A 17,167-nucleotide genomic window follows, 5' to 3' on the forward strand; every position below is an offset into this window, starting at 1 on the left:
AGGGTTTTTTGTGTGTGCCACGTCACCGGAGCCAGGCTTATTTCAGCTTGGTTTCCTTGTACAGAACATGCTTGCGGGCAACGGGATCGTACTTCTTGATCTCCATTTTTTCCGGCATGGTGCGCTTGTTCTTGGACGTGGTGTAGAAGTGGCCGGTGCCGGCAGTCGATTCCAGCTTAATCTTATCGCGCATGGTATACCTCAGTCGCTATCCGTGTTATCGCTGAATCAGATCTCGCCGCGAGCGCGCAGATCGGCCAGGACAGCATCAATGCCCAGCTTGTCGATGGTGCGCAGCGCAGCATTGGAGATGCGCAGGCGAATCCAGCGGTTTTCGCTCTCTACCCAGAACTTGCGATATTGCAGGTTCGGCAGAAAACGACGTTTCGTTTTATTGTTGGCGTGGGAAACGTTGTTCCCGGTCATCGGACGCTTGCCGGTGACTTTGCAAACACGCGCCATGTTGAACTCCCAAAACCGGTAAAACTGGCTTTATACCACAAAAAATGCGTTATATTCAAGCCAGTGCACGCCTGTGCCCAACATTTCGGGGCAATGCGGCGTCGCGTTAATGATGTGAATGAACGTCGCAGTATGCCGCAAATCTGGTTTCGCGTCGAATTTTCTTAGAGGGAAACGCGGCAAGTGTCGCATTGGGAAAGATTTTTCTGACCGTCACGCGACAACAGAGGGGGAAGGCGGTTCAAATCGGAGCCGCTTTCAGGGTAGAATCCCGGATTCCAACAGAGTCGCAGATCCATGACCAAGTTTATCTTCGTTACCGGCGGCGTGGTCTCTTCCCTTGGCAAGGGCATCGCTGCTGCGTCCATCGCCGCAATTCTCGAATCGCGCGGGCTGAAAGTCACCATGCTGAAGCTCGATCCCTACATCAACGTCGATCCGGGCACCATGAGCCCCTTCCAGCATGGCGAAGTTTTCGTCACCGAGGATGGCGCGGAAACCGACCTCGATTTGGGACACTACGAACGCTTCATCCACGCCAAGATGAAGAAAAGCAACAACTTCACCACCGGCCAAGTCTACGAATCGGTGATCACCAAAGAGCGCCGCGGCGACTACCTGGGCGGCACGGTGCAAGTCATCCCGCACATCACCGACGAGATCAAGCTCAAGGTCAATGAAGGCGCCAACGGCGCCGAGGTGGCCATCGTCGAAATCGGCGGCACGGTCGGCGACATCGAATCCCTGCCCTTCCTGGAAGCCATCCGCCAGATGCGCACCCAGCTGGGCCGCAAGAACACACTGTACGTTCATCTCTCCTACGTGCCGTACATCGCCACGGCGGGAGAAATCAAAACCAAGCCGACCCAGCACTCGGTCAAGGAGCTGCGCGAAATCGGCATCCAGCCGGACGTGCTGTTGTGCCGCATGGACCGCGAGCTGCCGGACGACGAGCGCCGCAAGATCGCGCTGTTCTGCAACGTGGAAGAACAAGCCGTCATCGGCTGTTACGACGCCGACACGATCTACAAAGTGCCGAGCATGCTGCATGCCCAAGGCATCGACAACATCATCTGCGAGCAGCTGCAGCTTGATCTGCCCACGGCCGATCTCTCGGCCTGGGAACGCATCATCGACGCCATCGAGCACCCGAAGAGCAGCGTCGACATCGCCATGGTCGGCAAATACGTCGATCTGACCGAGTCGTACAAATCGCTGTCCGAAGCGCTCAAGCACGCCGGCGTACATACCCAAAGCCAAGTCAACATCCATTACGTCGACTCGGAAGAGATCGAGCGCGACGGCGCCGAATCGCTCGCCAACATGGACGCCATTCTGGTGCCGGGCGGCTTCGGCAAGCGCGGCGTCGAAGGCAAGGTCAAGGCAGTGCGCTTCGCGCGCGAAAACAATATTCCCTACCTGGGCATCTGCCTGGGTATGCAAATCGCGTTGATCGAATACGCCCGCGACGTGGCCGGCATGGCCGGCGCCAACTCGACCGAGTTCAACCCCGACACCGAATTCCCGGTGGTGGCGCTGATCGACGAGTGGGTCAATCACGACGGCAAGGTAGAGACCCGCGACGCCAACTCCAACCTGGGCGGCACCATGCGTCTGGGCGGCCAGCAATGCGACCTGGTGCCCGGTTCGCTCGCGGCGGACGTTTATGGCGCGGAGCACATCGTCGAACGCCACCGCCACCGCTACGAAGTCAACAATTACTACGTGCCGCGCCTTGAGGCCGCCGGCCTTAAGATCAGCGGCCTGTCGGCCGGCCACGAACGGCTGGTCGAAACCGTCGAGCTGTCCGGACATCGCTGGTTCTTCGGCTGTCAATTCCACCCGGAATTCACGTCGACGCCGCGTGATGGCCATCCGCTGTTTATCGCCTATATTCAAGCTGCCTTGACCTATAAGGCGGAAAAAAGCGCGAGCTAGGGATAATATGGGGGCCGCCCCGGCCATGGCCGAGGCGGCCGCGCCAAACCGTTCCGACACCGGAGCCGACGCGCTGATTTTTGTTTTGCCGTTTTGCAGGACCGCTCCTTAGGGAGCAATAAAATCAACCAAACCAGGATAGGTGTAACATTATGAGTTCGATTATCGATGTGGTAGCCCGGGAGATCCTTGATTCTCGCGGCAATCCGACCGTTGAAGCAGACGTATTGCTCGAATCCGGCGTCATGGGCCGCGCAGCGGTACCGTCCGGCGCCTCGACCGGCGAAAAGGAAGCGCTCGAACTGCGCGATGGCGACAAGAGCCGCTATCTCGGCAAAGGCGTGCTCAAGGCCGTCGAGCACATCAACACCGAAATTTGCGAAGCCATCATTGGCCTGGACGCCAATGACCAAGCCTTCATCGACAAGACCATGATCGAACTCGACGGCACCGACAACAAGGGCCGCCTGGGCGCCAACGCCACGCTGGCGGTGTCCATGGCCGTGGCTCGCGCCGCCGCCGAAGATGCCGGTCTGCCGCTGTACCGCTATCTGGGCGGCGCGGGTCCGATGTCGCTGCCGGTACCGATGATGAACGTCATCAACGGCGGCGCACACGCCAACAACACCCTGGATATCCAGGAATTCATGATCATGCCGGTAGGCGCGCAAACCTTCCGCGAAGCGCTGCGCTGCGGCGCGGAGATCTTCCATCACCTGAAGAAGATCTGCAACGACAAGGGTTTCGCCACCACCGTCGGCGACGAAGGCGGCTTCGCGCCGAACCTGGCCTCGCACGAAGAAGCCATCCAACTGATTCTCGAAGCCGTGGACGCTGCCGGCTACGTAGCGGGCCAAGACGTGATGCTGGCGCTCGACTGCGCATCCAGCGAGTTCTACCGCGACGGCCGTTACCACCTGACCGCCGAAGGCCTGGCGCTGACCTCGGAACAATTCGCCGACTACCTGGCGAAACTGGCCGACCAATATCCGATCATCTCGATCGAAGACGGCATGAGCGAACACGATTGGGAAGGCTGGAAGATTCTGACAGAACGTCTGGGCGACCGCGTGCAACTGGTCGGCGACGACATCTACGTCACCAACCCGGCCATCTTGGCCGAAGGCATCCGCCAAGGCATCGCCAACTCGCTGTTGGTCAAGGTCAACCAGATCGGCACGCTGTCCGAAACCCTGAAGGCCGTCGACCTGGCCAAGCGTTCCGGCTACACCAGCGTGATGAGCCACCGCTCGGGCGAAACCGAGGACAGCACCATCGCCGACTTGGCCGTGGCCACCAACTGCATGCAGATCAAGACCGGCTCGCTGTCGCGTTCCGATCGCATGGCCAAGTACAACCAGCTTCTGCGTATCGAAGAAGAACTGGGCGATGCAGCGACCTACCCGGGCCGTGCAGCTTTTTATCAAATCAAATAATATAAATAAAATATGCGCTGGCTGACCGTGACCCTGGTAACCCTTCTGATCGCCTTGCAATGGCCGTTATGGCTTGGCAAGGGCAGTTGGTTCAGGGTCTGGCAGCTAGACCGCCAGCTTCAGCAGCAGCGGACGCTCAACCAACAGTTGATCGCCCGCAATGCTGCGCTGGACGCTGAAGTGCGCGATTTGAAACAAGGGACAGACGCCATTGAAGAACGCGCCCGCAACGAATTGGGCATGGTTAAAAACGGCGAGGTATTTTTTCAATTGCTAGCCCCTGCAAGCGCAAACAGATAATTGCCACCTTGCGAGGCTTGGCCATTTACCTCAAAAGGCCATCCGCATGCGTGACAGCAAAATTCCCTGGGTATGGGCCATGACGACAACCAATCCGATTGAAGTCGCGCGCGAGACACTGAAGCAGTTATCGGTAAGGAAGCTGCTCCCCACCCCGGAAAATTTCGAGCGGGTGTACAACGAGCTCTCCCACGCCGCACCGCAAAACCGAGAAAGCCGCCTGGCCAGTCAGCTGGTGCGCGCCATCGAATCGCAAGCCTCCCAAAGCGCGCCATCGCGCCTATTGCTGAGCAAACTGCAACAGGCCGCCGCCGAGGAGCGCTGGGAACAGTTGCCGCAGCTAGCCGTCGACTGCATGCGCGAAGCGCTGAAGGACGTCGAGCTGGCGCAAAGCTGGGGTTCGCTAATCAGCGAGCTGATCCGCGCCTGGGACATGCGCGTGCCCGACCTGCCGCAGCACTTCAAACAGACCGCGCTCGAGCGCGTGCTGATCAATTACGGCAACCAGCCGGAAGAACTCAACCGCAAGCTTGACGCACTGGTCGCCAACTGGGGCCGGCCGCAAGGACCGCGTGCGCAGCTCATGGCGACCGCCGATGACGAGACGCCGGTCGACGAAGCGGCCGACGCAGTCGAGTCGGCCGACCTGCCGCAACGCGGCTTCGACGACCTCAGCTGGCGCGCCTGGCAGCAGCTGTTGGCCTATACGCTCAAGCATGGTCTTGAGCCGCGCCTGACCAATACCCCGGAACTGCAGCACGACCTCGACGCGCTGATCGCCGAACTGGAAGACCTGGAGGGAGCCGACGCGCTTAGCGCGTACATGCCGCGCCTGCGCGCCCTCATGATCAAGCTCGAACTGCAGACGCAGCAGGAAGGCCGCCTCGTCAACGGACTGTCTAGCCTGTTGAAACTGATGCTCGACAACGTCGCCGAACTCAACCAAGGCGACGGTTTCCTCGTGGGGCAGATCGCCAGCCTGCAGGAGCTCCTCGGGCAACAGCCGATTTCCATGCAGCAGCTGTATCAGCTGGAAACCAGCCTGCGCGAAGTGATCCGCAAGCAGGGCAACCTCAAGCAATCGCTGGACGAGGCCGCCAACTCGCTGCGCAGCCTGCTCGACAGCTTCATTAGCCGCCTATCGGCGATTACCGACAGCACCGACGACTTCCAGCACAAGATCAGTCAGCACAGCCTGCGCTTGAAGGAAACCACCGACGTGGGCGAACTGAATCACATCATCGCCGACCTGGTGGAAGACACGGTGGAAATGCAGGAAGGCCTGAGCCACTCGCGCGACGAGCTCGTTACCGCCAAGGGCCAGGTCGAGGCCGCCGAACAGCGCATCAAGGAGCTGGAGCAAGCGCTGGAGACCGCCAGCGCCAAGGTTCGCGAGGACCAGCTGACCGGCGCCTATAACCGCCGCGGCCTGGCCGAGCACTTCCAGCGCGAGATCAGCCGCACCGAGCGCAGCAAGAGCCCGTTGTCGGTCGCGCTGATCGACGTCGACAACTTCAAGCGGCTCAACGACCATTACGGCCACCTCACCGGCGACGACGCGTTGATCTATCTGGTCGACGTCATCCGCAACAACATCCGCCCCGCCGACGTGGTGGCGCGCTTCGGCGGCGAGGAGTTCGTGCTGTTGATGCCGGACACCAACCACGACGAGGCGATGGAGACCATCCGCCGGCTGCAGCGCGAACTGACCAAGACCTTCTTCCTGGCCAACAACGACCGGCTGGTGATCACCTTCAGCGCTGGCGTCGCGCAATGGCATCTGGGCGAACGGGATATCGACGTCATCGAGCGCGCCGACCAGGCGATGTACCAAGCCAAACTGGCCGGCAAAAACCGCGTCACCAGCGCCGAGGAAGGCCTGGGCCAGCCGCTCTGACCGCCCCTGCCGCCGTAAACGAAAACAGCCAGCTGCATGCTGGCTGTCAGGCTGTTGATTTAGTGGTTTGCAGCGGTTACGGAGGACCCGGCACAGCCGGGCCTCAGTGGCAACTGACTGATTTCGCAGCCTGCCCATCGATTCCCACTCCCCCTGCCCTCTCCCTGAGAGGGGGCGCTCGCTTCGCGAGCATGGGTTTGTCAACACCCTCACAGCCAGCTGCATGCTGGCTGTTTTTTTCCCGCGCGGTGCCTGCGATCAGTCTTTGGCCGCGCGCGCGCGACGGCGGCGCACTTCCTTCGGGTCCGCCAGCAGCGGCCGGTAAATCTCCACCCGGTCGCCGGCACGCAGCACATAATCGGCCGGCACCGCCTTGCCGAACACCCCCAACCGCGGCGGCAACGGCACGGCGAACTCGGCCAACAAGCCGGAGCGTTCGGCCGCCTCAAGCGCGCGGGTGCCTTGCGGCACCGTCAGCGCCAGCAGACGCTGCTGTTGCGGGGTGGCATAGGCCACTTCCACTTCGATCGCTTCAGTCATCGCCATACACCCGGTCGGCTTCCTTGATGAATGCGTCGACCAGCGACGCGGAAATATGGTCGAACACCGGACCGATCAGTTTTTCCAGGATGCGGCTGGAAAACTGGTAGCTCAGGCGGAACTCGATCTTGCAGCCCATCGCGCCCAGCGGCTTGAATTGCCAACAGCCGGACAGCGATTCGAACGGCCCATCGGCCAACGTCATGGTGATCGACTGCCCCGGCACGCAGACATTGCGCGTCGAGAAATGTTGCCGCACCTTGAAATAATCGATGTGCAAGCGCGCCAGCATCAGGTCGCCCTCGCGCGACAACACCTCGCCGCGCGAGCACCAAGGCAGAAATGCCGGATAACGTTCGAAATCGTTCACCAGCGCATACATCTGGTCCGGGGTATGCCCGACCAGCACATTCTTTTCAACAACCTTCATCGCGCACGAACGGCAAAAAACAGAACGTTACCTGTTTAGCCGACAACAGACAAGAATCACACCCAAACCGGTGTCAGAACCCGCTGAATTTTCGAGGGATTCAGCGTCGCCCCGGAGTCTGCTAAAATGGCGGATTCATCATTGCACCCAAACTTGCCAGCGACTCATGAGCATCATCGATAACCGCAAGGCCTTTCACGAATACTTCATCGAAGAAAAGCACGAGGCCGGCCTCGTGCTCGAGGGCTGGGAGGTCAAGGCCATCCGCGCCGGCCGCGCGCAGCTCAAGGAAAGCTACGTGGTCTGGCAGCGTGGCGCCTTCTGGCTGATCGGCGCGCACATCTCGCCGCTGCAGTCGGCGTCCACCCACATTCATCCCGACCCGGTTCGAAGCCGCAAGCTGCTGCTCAACCAGTCGGAAATCAACAAGCTCATCGGCAAGGTCGAGCGCGCCGGCTACACCCTGGTGGCGCTCGATCTGCACTACACCCGCGGCCGCATCAAGGTGGAAATCGGTCTGGCCAAGGGTAAGAAACAACACGACAAGCGCGCCGCGGAAAAAGACCGCGAGTGGGCGCGCGAGAAACAGCGCCTGATGCGCGACAAGGGTTAACGCTTTTTAAGCACACCCGCCGTACGCAATCGACTATTGCGGCGGGCCACACTCAAGGAACAGCATGGACAAAATCCTCATTCTGGACTTCGGCTCCCAGGTCTCCCAACTGATCGCGCGCCGCGTGCGCGAAGCACATGTCTACTGCGAACTGCATCCATTCGACATGCCGATCGACGAGATCCGCGCCTTCGGTCCCAAGGGCATCATCCTGTCCGGCGGACCCAACTCGGTCTACGAAAGCGATTATCAGGCCGACGCCGCGTTGTTCCAGCTCGGCGTCCCTGTTTTGGGCATCTGCTACGGCATGCAATGGATGGCGCAAAGCCTGGGCGGCAAAGTCGAGTCCGGCCACGTGCGCGAATTCGGCTACGCCGAAGTCACCACCGTGGCGAGCAAGCTGTTCGACGGCCTGCCGGCCAAGTCCGCCCCCAGCGGCGAGCACGTGCAGGAAGTGTGGATGAGTCACGGCGACAAGGTGACGGGGCTGCCGGCCGGCTTCAACGTCATCGGCAGCAACCAGTCGTGCCCGGTGGCCGCCATGGCCGACGAGCGCCGTGGCTTCTACGCCGTGCAGTTCCACCCCGAGGTGACCCACACCAAGAACGGCAAGGCGATGCTGCACCGCTTCGTGCTCGACATCTGCGCCGCCAACCCGTCGTGGACCATGCCCAACTACATCGACGAGGCCGTGGCCAAGATCCGCGCCCAAGTCGGCAACGAAGAAGTCATCCTCGGCCTGTCCGGCGGCGTCGACTCGTCGGTGGCCGCCGCGCTGATCCACCGCGCCATCGGCGACCAGCTGACCTGTGTCTTCGTCGACCACGGCCTGTTGCGCCTGAACGAAGGCCAGATGGTGATGGACATGTTCGCCAAGAACCTGGGCGTCAAGGTGGTGCACGTCGATGCCGCCGCCGACTTCATGGGCAAGCTCGAAGGCGAAGCCGACCCGGAGAAGAAGCGCAAGATCATCGGCGCCGAGTTCGTCGAGGTGTTCCAGCGCGAAGCCAAAAAGCTCAGCAACGCCCGCTGGCTCGCCCAAGGCACCATCTATCCGGACGTGATCGAATCGGCCGGCGCCAAGACCAAGAAGGCGCACACGATCAAGAGCCACCACAACGTCGGCGGCCTGCCGGAAACGCTGAACCTCAAGCTGCTCGAACCGCTGCGCGAACTGTTCAAGGATGAAGTGCGCGAACTGGGCGTGGCGCTGGGCCTGCCGCACGACATGGTCTACCGCCACCCGTTCCCCGGCCCGGGCCTGGGGGTGCGCATCCTCGGCGCGGTCAAGGCCGAGTACGCCGATCTGCTGCGTCGCGCCGACGCCATCTTCATCGAGGAGCTGCGCCACACCGTGGCCGACGACGGCCTGTCGTGGTACGACAAAACCAGCCAAGCCTTCGCCGTGTTCCTGCCGGTGAAATCGGTCGGCGTGATGGGCGACGGCCGCACCTACGACTACGTCGTCGCGCTGCGCGCGGTGGTCACCAGCGACTTCATGACCGCGCATTGGGCCGAACTGCCCTACGCGCTGCTGGGCAAGGTGTCGAACCGCATCATCAACGAGGTGCGCGGCATCAACCGCGTGGTGTACGACGTCAGCGGCAAGCCGCCGGCGACGATCGAATGGGAGTGATTTAGCGCCTGCGCTGGCCGGCACCTCGTGGCCCCGGACAGATCCAAGCCCGCGTCATCGCGGGCTTTTTTGTTATTTCGTCTGGCGCCGCCCGGCAAGGAATAGCACGGCCAAGCAATGCTTTTTTCATGGCATTCTTAAGGACCCTCTGAACAAGTTATTTACCGCTGCGGCGGCCCCTGGCGGGATGGGATGCGCGGCGCGGGGCGCAGTGGAGGTAGGGTCTGCCTGCAAACCTTTTGCGGCTGCGGCCGGTGTCCGCCGGATGCAACGCGAGGAGAGCGCCCCGCCGCAGTGTCATTCACTGCCAGGGGCAAACGACAACGCGATGCGCCGGCAGACGCCGGCCCGAACACAGTGGCAAATAACTTGTTCAGAGGGTCCTTAATGGTATGGCCTCGCCGCAATGCCATGATCGGGGTCGATACCATGCGTAGGACCCACCACTCGGCATCCCCATCAGCCCTGCCGTCAGCGGCTTAATTCGCGCGCCGCGCGATCGATCAGCCTGGCGATGTCCGCCGGATGCGACACCATCGACATGTGACTGGATTTCAGCGTAACGCGATGCGCTCCCGTTTCCTGGGCGAGCTCCCATTGCACGGCAGGCAGCAGCGCATGATCGTTCTCGGTGATGAGATACCAACTGGGCTTGTCGCGCCAGGCCGCATGGGAGACCTTCTCTCCGAACGCACCGGCGGCGATCGGCTGTTGTACGGCCGCCAGCAGACGTGCCTTGGCCGCAGGCACATCCCCGGCCATGACCTGGCGGTATGCCTCAGGATCGTCCAGCCAGATCAGTCCATGCTCGTCGGGCTTCAAGCCCGCCATCGGCGCGTGCAGCCTCGTAAGCAGATCGCCGACCGATTCATTGCTGTCGGGAACTAATGCCGACAGGTAGACGAGCCCCTTCACATTCGGCGCATTGCCCGCTTCCGTCACCACGACGCCGGCCCAGGAGTGGCCAACGAGCAGCACGCCGCCTTTCTGCCGTTCCAACACGCGGCGCGTCGCGGCGACGTCGTCGGCCAGCGAAGTCAAGGGATTCTGCACGGTGGTCACGTGGTAGCCCTTGCGCTGCAGGATGGCGATCACCTCGGACCAGCTGGAGCCGTCGGCAAACGCGCCGTGCACGAGCACGATATTGCGAAGCCCGGGCGCGACCGGTTCAGCGTGCGAGCGTTGCGGAACGACGACCGCTGCCAGCGCAACGACGGCAGCCATCCTGCGCAGCCATCGGGACCAGCCTTGTAGCGAATTTGTTTGTTTCATAGCGTTACATCTCCATTGCCCTAGCCAAGTATCAGTGAACGGCTCGAAGCCGACGATCTTGCCGCCAACCAACCGCCCCACAGGGGTCACACGCGCTTGCATGGCATTCTTCCCCGCTTCAAATCGAACAGCCATCCGGCCCGCAAGCGAAGTCTGTCGTCATGCTGCCAGCAGATGCCACATCATCGGGCAGTTGAGCCCTCAGCCAATCCCGCAGCGCCGGGGGACGGCCGAGGAAAGCGCCAGCGTCGAGCAAGCTGAACTGGCCATCGCATTCGAGCGCAAAGCTGGGGAAGCCCCGTGCGCCAACACGTTCCATCAGCCGACGCGTCTCGGCGATGTGCGAATGAAGCGCCTCGCCTTGCGCTTCATCCATAGCCAGCGCGAAGGCCGTTGGGTCCAGCCCGATGACACCGGCCATCTCGATGAGTACATCGCGGTCGGCAATGCGCCGGCCTTCGACATAGTGCGCAATCTGCAGGCGCGAAATCAGGTCCAGGCCGCGGCCGGCAAGCTTGTCGGCCGCCAGCATTGCGGCGGTCGGCGGCGCGGAATCGAACACTGCCGACGCGTCGCGCAGCAGACCCTCGAAGTAGGCTTCACCGAAAGGCTGGCCGGTGAGAACCGCGATACGGCGGTCGTGCGGCATCACGTAGTCACGCAGTTGCGGCGTGACCGGCTGGCGGCTGTCGCCCGCCATCATGCCGCCACCGTGAGCCCGCACTGGCAAGACCTCGCGGGCAGCCGCCACGAGCGGCGCGGCGCCGTAGCACCAGCCGCAAAGCGGATCGTAGAGATAGTGCAGCGTCGTGGTGCTCATGGCGCTTCTCCTTGGTATATCGGGCACTTGTTCACGGCGTCGGCGGGCGCGATCGGCTGCGCCTCGGCGGCCTGGGCGGCGGGCAGCGCCCCGATTACCACTTCATCTCGCCCTTGTTGACCTTGGCGCCGATATCGAGCGCCATGCCCAGCCCTGCCTGCGGATAAGCCTTCTTCATCGCCTCGATGAGTTCGGCGGCATCCTTCGCCTTAGCGGCTTCGGCATCGAAACGCCGCAGGTAGTCGCGCGTGTAGGTGATGCTGCTCGCATCAAGCGCGCTGCCGGCGGCCATGTGCCCCGGCACGACGATCGTCGGCTTCAGCGCCAGCATCTCGTCGAGCTGCGCGAACCACGCCTGGCGCTCGCTGGGCTTTTGCGTATCCGCCGTCCAGACGTGCAGGTTGCCGAACACGGCGATATTGCCGACGATGGCCTTGAGCGAAGGAATCCACAGGTAGGGACGGTGCGCCAGTTCTCCGGTGGTGCCGCGCACTTCAACGGTTTCGCCATCCACCGTCAGCGTCGTGCCCTTGAGTTCGTCCGGCACGATGGGCTGCTTCGGCGCATTGACGCCCAGCTTCGGGCCCCAGAAAGCCATCTTGCCGGCCTTCTTGGCCTGGATTTTTCCGCGCACGGCCGGCGTGGTCAGCACCTGGGCCTGCGGGAACAGACTCTTCAGCGTTTCGGCGCCGAAGTAGAAATCCGGATCGGCGTTGCTGATGAAGATGGTCTTGAGCGTCTTGCCCGAATCGAGCACGTTGGCGGCGATGCGCAGGGCATCGGCGCGGGTGAAGCCACTGTCGATCACCAGCGCCTCGGTCTTGCCGCTGACGACGACGGAATTGACGTGGAAGCTGGAGCCGTCGGCGTTGTAGACCTTCAGGGTCAGCGGTGCAGCGGCCTGTGCCGCGGCGCCATTGGCGGCGACGACGCCGAGCGTCAGGGCGGGAATGACAATACGAGCAATTCTCTTGGGTGAAAACACGGCGATCTCCTGAGTTGAAATGGGTGCAGAGCTAGGCGTACTTTATTCCCACCAATTAAGTAGATAAACTGCCATTGTTGAAATTTATTATTGCAGTAATCGATGAAATGGAGCCCTGAATGGATCGCTTGACCGCCGCCCGCGTATTCGTCGAGGTCGCCGAGCGCGGCAGCCTCACCCAGACGGCCGAGCGGCTGGAAATGTCGCAGGCCATGGTCAGCCGCTACTTGGCGTCGATGGAAGGCTGGGTGGGTGCACGCCTGCTGCACCGGACCACCAGGCGCATCACCCTGACCGATGCCGGGCAGGCGGCACTGTCGTCTTGTCGGCAACTGCTGGAACTGGCGGAAGACGTGGAACACCTTGCCGGCAACCGCAACCGGGAGCCGGAGGGCAAGCTGCGCCTCGCCACATCCAGCTCCTTCGCCGAAGCGCAGCTGACCGCGGCCGTGGTGGACTTCCAGCGTCTGCATGCTCGTGTGCAGGTCGAGTTGCTGGTCGCGGACCGGCCGGTGGATCTGGTAGAGGATCGCATCGATCTGGCGGTACGGATCACGAACTCGCTGGATCCGGCTGTCGTTGCGCGGCCATTGGCGCAATGCCGTTCGGTGCTGTGCGCATCGCCCGAATACCTCGCGCAACATGGCCAGCCGGCCGGGATCGAGGCATTGAAGGCGCATCGCTTCGTGACCAACTCTTTTGGCGCCGGGGCGCATTACCGCTTCCGCTACGGCGAGCAGATCGTGGACGTGCCGGCAAACGGCATGCTGTTCACCAATGAAACCGCGATCCTGCGCCGCGCGGTTTTAACCGGCGCCGGGCTGGGCATGCTGCCCACTTACTATGTCGGCGACGATCTTCGCAGCGGAAGGCTGGTGCGCGTATTGCCCGACTATGAACCGGAGCCTCTGGGCATACACGCCGTGTACCTGTCGCGCCGGCACCGGCCGCTTGCCTTGCAACTGTTGCTGGACTTCCTTGCGCAGCGTTTCGGCGGCGATGCGGCGCCGTGGGACAGGAATTTGCTGCAAAACTGAGCGGTTGATATAGCATGCCGCCGGCGACGATTGAGTGGGAGTGAGTCGGATCAAGCAAGGTAATGGCTTGCATCGGATATGAATAAGCAAAGGGGGGATCAAACTCCCCTTTTGTATTTCAATAGTGATATCGGCAAGAAATGATGACCAGCTCGTCATCAAGCACCTCATAGACTAACCGATTGGTCTCATCAATCCGCCGCGACCAGCAACCGCTGAGGCTGTGTTTGAGTGCTTCGGGCTTTCCAATGCCCGCAAATGGCTCTCTTTGAGCGGCCTGGATCAGATCGTTGATACGTCTGAGCGTTTTCTTATCTTGCGTTTGCCAGTACAGGTTGCTTTCCCAAGCCTCATCCGTGAACTTCAAGTTGCGCATGCTGTTGTGCCTCGGCGTCGGAGCTGTTGATTAATTCCCGAGGCTTCGCCTGGCCCGAACGCGCCTGATTGATGGACTTGGCGAGGTGAGCGGCGTTGGCCGGAGAACTCAACAAGTGCACTGTTTCCATGAGACTGTTGTAATGATCGAGGGACATGACCACGGCATCCGGCGCGTCCCGACGCGAGATGACGGTAACGTCGGCATCCTCGACCACTTGATCGATAACCGTACGCAGGCTGTTGCGGGCATCAGAAAAGTTGATGATTCTCATGTACTACTCCGTCAATACAATTTGCCTACTAGCCACCCCATGAATGGCAAGACATGTACAATAAATCGTACATGTGTTAAGTGTACCGCCATTTTACTGGATGGCAAACCACTGGCGCGCACGGCGTACGATCCCCCTCACAAAGACACGTTAGAACAGATCTGCAGCTGAGGGTATGTAGCACACGATCACTTGGCAAAACCCGGAAACAACGCCACGATTCCCCGTGCGCTGCTGCACGAGCGCACGCTACTCTTGCCCAAAGCGTATTGGGACGATATCTATCAAATTGACCTTATCTGCAAATCTCCAGACGTTGTCTGGAGATTTGCAGAATGGCCAATAACGGCCCAAATTTTTCCTCTGCCATGCTCTCCCAGATATGCCGACGGTCCGTCCCAGCCAAGTTGGCACTTGCGTGTGGTGAAACTTCAGCGGGCAATCGCTGTCATTTGACAACCACGACTCATCACTCCTGTATGGAATACACCTTCACCCTGAAATATCAGCTTATCGACAACGACCGAGACCCGGATGCGTTGGTCGAACGCTTGGGCGAGGTCGGCTGCGACGATGCCCTGGTCGGCATTGGACTGCCGGGGCGGTTGGCGCTTGAATTTACCCGCGACGCAACCGATGCCGGCGTTGCGGTAAGCAGTGCATTGGCCGACGTGCAACGCGCCATGCCGTTGGCCCGGCTGATCGAGGTCGCACCGGACTGGGTCGGGCTGACCGACGTGGCCGACATCATCGACGTATCACGGCAAAACATGCGCAAGCTGATGCTCGCCCACCCGGAAAGTTTCCCAGCGCCGGTACATGAAGGCAGCGCATCGATCTGGCACCTGGCTGACGTGTTGGCCTGGTTACAGGCCAAGGGCGGCTATGCGCTAACTCAGGACGTATTGGACGTGGCACGGGCGGCTTGGCGGGTCAACATGACGAAGGAAGGCCAGCGCGTGCCACGCGGCTAACGCGACGCCTTCGGCGAACGATGTCGATATTCAAGCCGGCCATGCTCAGCATCCGGATACGCTGGGCAGTCTGAACGTCCATGTCACCATAGAGGCGGTAGCCCGATGCCGTGCGTGCCGGACGCAGCAGGCCCTCCTGTTCGTCGTAGCGCAGCATCCGCTCGCTGACGCCAGCGCGGCGTGAGCTGCCCCCAATAAAGAGGCGCTTGTTGTCCATGAACATGTACGGTATATTTCCGTACAAAGGAGTATATGATGACGACGACTACCGCCCGCCTGGATCTTCGACTTGATTCTCGCGACAAGGATCGCATCGCTAAAGCTGCGGCTCTGCGCGGCATGGCGGTATCGGCCTTCGTGCGCGATGCCGTACTGCGCGAAGCAGATACCACCATTGCAGCCGATACCGTTGTTACACTGTCCGAACAAGAGTCACGCCGCTTCCTCGCCGCGCTAGACGCGCCATTCAGCCCCAATGATCGCCTGCAGAAGGCGATGGATGCCGCCGCAAAACTGACGCAGCGCTGAAGTATGGCACTGACTTTCTCCGTCCTGGACGGCGCCCTACACGACCGAGATAGCTTCACATGTGGTGTCGCTGCATTGGACAACTACTTGCGCCAACGGGCCGGGCAGCATCATCGCGACGGTATTGCCACCACCCATGTTCTGATCGACGACGCACAGCTAAATCGCATCCTGGGTTACTGCACACTATCCGCGGCCCAGCTCTACCTGCAAGAACTACGGGAGGAAGACCGCAAACGTCTGCCGGCGTATCCCGTGCCGGCCATAAGGGTAGGACGATTGGCCGTATCGCAGTCGGAGAAGAGCAAAGGCTATGGCCAATTATTACTGGGTCATGCAGTCAATCTAGCCTTGTCCGTGCGGCAAACGATGGGGGTGCGCGTATTGGTCGTGGATGCCAAAGATGCACAGGTGGCTGCATACTACGAAGGATTTGGATTCCATCGATCGGTCAGTGCGGCGTTAACCTTGTATCTGCCCTTGGGGTGACCATGACGGCAACCAAGGGGCAGAAGGAAAGCACCAAGCTACAACGCCAAGTGTTTCTATGCGACGCCCCAGGTTCGGGGAGCCGACGCTCCCCGCCTCCGGTTAGCGCCTTACTCGGCGGTTAAGATCACGCATCCCGCCACCCGCCGGGTGCGAATACCCTCCGGCAAATACAACCACGAACGCTCCGAATCGACGCGTAGCGCCGACCACGGCAAACGGCTATCGACGATCAGACGGCAAACGTCCGGGTCGGCGTGGCCCTTGCGCGGCGCGCATAGCTCGGCGATCAGGGAGAACAGCGGCAGTTGCTGGAGGTCGCGGTTTGAAGCGGCGGGGTGGGTTGCAGTACGATGGAACACAGCCATATCAACTTCTCCTTCGGTTAAGAGGATTAAGGAGTTGGTTTGGTTAGCGGGTCCGGGGGCTGCCACCCTCGGGCCCGCGCCTCTGCGACGCTGTCGCGCCGCAAACCCAAGCCTACTTGAGCAGAATTCGGGATGACAAGAGAGCGCGGCTGACGGCGCGCGCGGGAATGGCGCGTTGCTGCGCGAACGCGCCCTACTGAACGCACCATCCACCACTAAACGGAATCACCATGACGCAAGAAATCGTCTGTCTGGACAGCAAAGAGGTCTACCGCAACCGCTGGATGCGCGTGCGCGAAGATCGCGTCCGCCGCGCCAGCGGCGCCGAGGGCTTGTTCGGCATCGTCGAGAAAAACGACTACGCCGCCATCCTGGCGCTCGACGGCGACCGCATTCATCTGGTCAGCCAATACCGCTACCCGGTCGGGCAACGCTATTGGGAACTGCCGCAGGGCATGTGGGAAGATCTCCCCGACGTCGATCCCTGTGTGCTGGCGGCGGCGGAGCTGCGTGAAGAAACCGGCTACAGCGCCGGTCGCATGCAGCCGATCGGCAAGCTGTTTCCGGCCTACGGCTTCTGCGCCCAGGTGTGCCACGTTTTCGTCGCCACCGAACTCACCGCCGGCGAGCGCGATCTCGACCCGGAAGAAGAAGGGCTGGAATCACGCTGGTTCACGCTGGCGGAGATGGAGCGCATGATCATCGCCGGCGAGATCATGGACAGCAGCACCATCGCCGCCTTCGCCTTGGCGCGCGCCCAAGGCATGCTGCCGGGCTAAAGACGCAGCGGCG

At 61.4% G+C, this 17,167-nt stretch carries 22 protein-coding genes; 11 read left to right on the top strand and 11 right to left on the bottom strand.

Features of this window, described 5'->3' with window-relative positions:
- Positions 1–37: 37 nt before the first annotated feature.
- On the bottom strand, positions 38–193 hold the full coding sequence (rpmG, locus tag JOZ06_RS13405) for a 50S ribosomal protein L33 (RefSeq protein WP_293233234.1): 156 nt from the start codon (positions 191–193) through the stop codon (positions 38–40).
- A 35-nt stretch (positions 194–228) separates the two neighbouring features.
- Entirely contained in the window at positions 229–462 is a 234-nt protein-coding gene (gene rpmB, locus JOZ06_RS13410) for a 50S ribosomal protein L28 (RefSeq protein ID WP_133684017.1), read from the bottom strand.
- 297 nt (positions 463–759) lie between these two features.
- Here rpmB and JOZ06_RS13415 point away from each other — a divergent pair, with 297 nt between their 5' ends.
- The 4 genes from JOZ06_RS13415 to JOZ06_RS13430 all read left to right on the top strand — a co-directional run bounded on the left by JOZ06_RS13415 (position 760) and on the right by JOZ06_RS13430 (position 6,033).
- Positions 760–2,400, top strand: coding sequence for a CTP synthase (locus tag JOZ06_RS13415; RefSeq protein ID WP_293233241.1), 1,641 nt, complete (start codon positions 760–762; stop codon positions 2,398–2,400).
- A 152-nt stretch (positions 2,401–2,552) separates the two neighbouring features.
- Positions 2,553–3,836: a phosphopyruvate hydratase gene (gene eno / locus JOZ06_RS13420; RefSeq protein WP_293233243.1), complete on the top strand. Its 1,284-nt coding sequence runs from the start codon at positions 2,553–2,555 to the stop codon at positions 3,834–3,836.
- Between the two features lie 12 nt (positions 3,837–3,848).
- Entirely contained in the window at positions 3,849–4,136 is a 288-nt protein-coding gene (ftsB, locus tag JOZ06_RS13425) for a cell division protein FtsB (protein WP_293233244.1), read from the top strand.
- Between the two features lie 46 nt (positions 4,137–4,182).
- On the top strand, positions 4,183–6,033 hold the full coding sequence (locus tag JOZ06_RS13430) for a GGDEF domain-containing protein (RefSeq protein WP_293233246.1): 1,851 nt from the start codon (positions 4,183–4,185) through the stop codon (positions 6,031–6,033).
- A gap of 258 nt (positions 6,034–6,291) precedes the next feature.
- On the opposite strand, the gene JOZ06_RS13435 is transcribed toward JOZ06_RS13430, so the two are convergent.
- Positions 6,292–6,573, bottom strand: coding sequence for an RnfH family protein (locus tag JOZ06_RS13435; protein WP_293233248.1), 282 nt, complete (start codon positions 6,571–6,573; stop codon positions 6,292–6,294).
- Positions 6,566–7,003, bottom strand: coding sequence for a type II toxin-antitoxin system RatA family toxin (locus JOZ06_RS13440; protein ID WP_293233250.1), 438 nt, complete (start codon positions 7,001–7,003; stop codon positions 6,566–6,568). Before JOZ06_RS13440 ends, JOZ06_RS13435 begins: the two co-directional genes overlap by 8 nt.
- Positions 7,004–7,169: 166 nt before the next feature.
- Here JOZ06_RS13440 and smpB point away from each other — a divergent pair, with 166 nt between their 5' ends.
- Complete coding sequence (smpB, locus tag JOZ06_RS13445) at positions 7,170–7,616, top strand: SsrA-binding protein SmpB (RefSeq protein ID WP_293233252.1); 447 nt, start codon at positions 7,170–7,172, stop codon at positions 7,614–7,616.
- A gap of 64 nt (positions 7,617–7,680) precedes the next feature.
- Positions 7,681–9,252, top strand: a complete 1,572-nt coding sequence (gene guaA / locus JOZ06_RS13450) for a glutamine-hydrolyzing GMP synthase (protein WP_293233254.1) — start codon at positions 7,681–7,683, stop codon at positions 9,250–9,252.
- Between the two features lie 471 nt (positions 9,253–9,723).
- Here the strand turns inward: guaA and JOZ06_RS13455 are convergent, their stop codons facing one another.
- From JOZ06_RS13455 to JOZ06_RS13465, 3 genes are all read right to left on the bottom strand, one after another.
- Entirely contained in the window at positions 9,724–10,524 is an 801-nt protein-coding gene (locus tag JOZ06_RS13455; RefSeq protein WP_293233256.1) for an alpha/beta hydrolase, read from the bottom strand.
- A gap of 118 nt (positions 10,525–10,642) precedes the next feature.
- Positions 10,643–11,344, bottom strand: a complete 702-nt coding sequence (locus tag JOZ06_RS13460; RefSeq protein ID WP_293233258.1) for a DsbA family protein — start codon at positions 11,342–11,344, stop codon at positions 10,643–10,645.
- A 94-nt stretch (positions 11,345–11,438) separates the two neighbouring features.
- The gene (locus JOZ06_RS13465; protein ID WP_293233260.1) at positions 11,439–12,329 is read right to left on the bottom strand and encodes an MBL fold metallo-hydrolase; all 891 of its coding nucleotides are present in this window, start codon (positions 12,327–12,329) and stop codon (positions 11,439–11,441) included.
- A gap of 119 nt (positions 12,330–12,448) precedes the next feature.
- Between JOZ06_RS13465 and JOZ06_RS13470 the strand changes: the two genes are divergently transcribed.
- Positions 12,449–13,366: a LysR family transcriptional regulator gene (locus JOZ06_RS13470; protein ID WP_293233262.1), complete on the top strand. Its 918-nt coding sequence runs from the start codon at positions 12,449–12,451 to the stop codon at positions 13,364–13,366.
- Between the two features lie 118 nt (positions 13,367–13,484).
- Here JOZ06_RS13470 and JOZ06_RS13475 read toward each other — a convergent pair whose 3' ends face one another.
- Positions 13,485–13,742, bottom strand: coding sequence for a Txe/YoeB family addiction module toxin (locus tag JOZ06_RS13475; RefSeq protein ID WP_293233264.1), 258 nt, complete (start codon positions 13,740–13,742; stop codon positions 13,485–13,487).
- Entirely contained in the window at positions 13,717–14,016 is a 300-nt protein-coding gene (locus tag JOZ06_RS13480; protein ID WP_293233266.1) for a type II toxin-antitoxin system prevent-host-death family antitoxin, read from the bottom strand. Before JOZ06_RS13480 ends, JOZ06_RS13475 begins: the two co-directional genes overlap by 26 nt.
- Before the next feature lie 479 nt (positions 14,017–14,495).
- Here JOZ06_RS13480 and JOZ06_RS13485 point away from each other — a divergent pair, with 479 nt between their 5' ends.
- Positions 14,496–14,990, top strand: a complete 495-nt coding sequence (locus JOZ06_RS13485) for a DNA-binding protein (protein WP_293233268.1) — start codon at positions 14,496–14,498, stop codon at positions 14,988–14,990.
- Here JOZ06_RS13485 and JOZ06_RS20700 read toward each other — a convergent pair.
- Entirely contained in the window at positions 14,950–15,213 is a 264-nt protein-coding gene (locus tag JOZ06_RS20700) for a MerR family transcriptional regulator (RefSeq protein ID WP_366515190.1), read from the bottom strand. The genes JOZ06_RS13485 and JOZ06_RS20700 overlap by 41 nt on opposite strands.
- A gap of 32 nt (positions 15,214–15,245) precedes the next feature.
- On the opposite strand from JOZ06_RS20700, the gene JOZ06_RS13490 reads away from it, so the two are divergent.
- Positions 15,246–15,518, top strand: coding sequence for a DUF1778 domain-containing protein (locus JOZ06_RS13490; RefSeq protein WP_293233270.1), 273 nt, complete (start codon positions 15,246–15,248; stop codon positions 15,516–15,518).
- Between the two features lie 3 nt (positions 15,519–15,521).
- Positions 15,522–16,007: a GNAT family N-acetyltransferase gene (locus tag JOZ06_RS13495; RefSeq protein ID WP_293233272.1), complete on the top strand. Its 486-nt coding sequence runs from the start codon at positions 15,522–15,524 to the stop codon at positions 16,005–16,007.
- A 110-nt stretch (positions 16,008–16,117) separates the two neighbouring features.
- Here the strand turns inward: JOZ06_RS13495 and JOZ06_RS13500 are convergent, their stop codons facing one another.
- Entirely contained in the window at positions 16,118–16,375 is a 258-nt protein-coding gene (locus tag JOZ06_RS13500; protein ID WP_293233274.1) for a hypothetical protein, read from the bottom strand.
- 230 nt (positions 16,376–16,605) lie between these two features.
- Here JOZ06_RS13500 and JOZ06_RS13505 point away from each other — a divergent pair, with 230 nt between their 5' ends.
- The gene (locus JOZ06_RS13505; protein WP_293233276.1) at positions 16,606–17,154 is read left to right on the top strand and encodes an NUDIX hydrolase; all 549 of its coding nucleotides are present in this window, start codon (positions 16,606–16,608) and stop codon (positions 17,152–17,154) included.
- Positions 17,155–17,167: the final 13 nt, after the last annotated feature.

Source organism: Paludibacterium sp. (genome assembly GCF_019232825.1).
Lineage (GTDB): Bacteria > Pseudomonadota > Gammaproteobacteria > Burkholderiales > Chromobacteriaceae > Paludibacterium.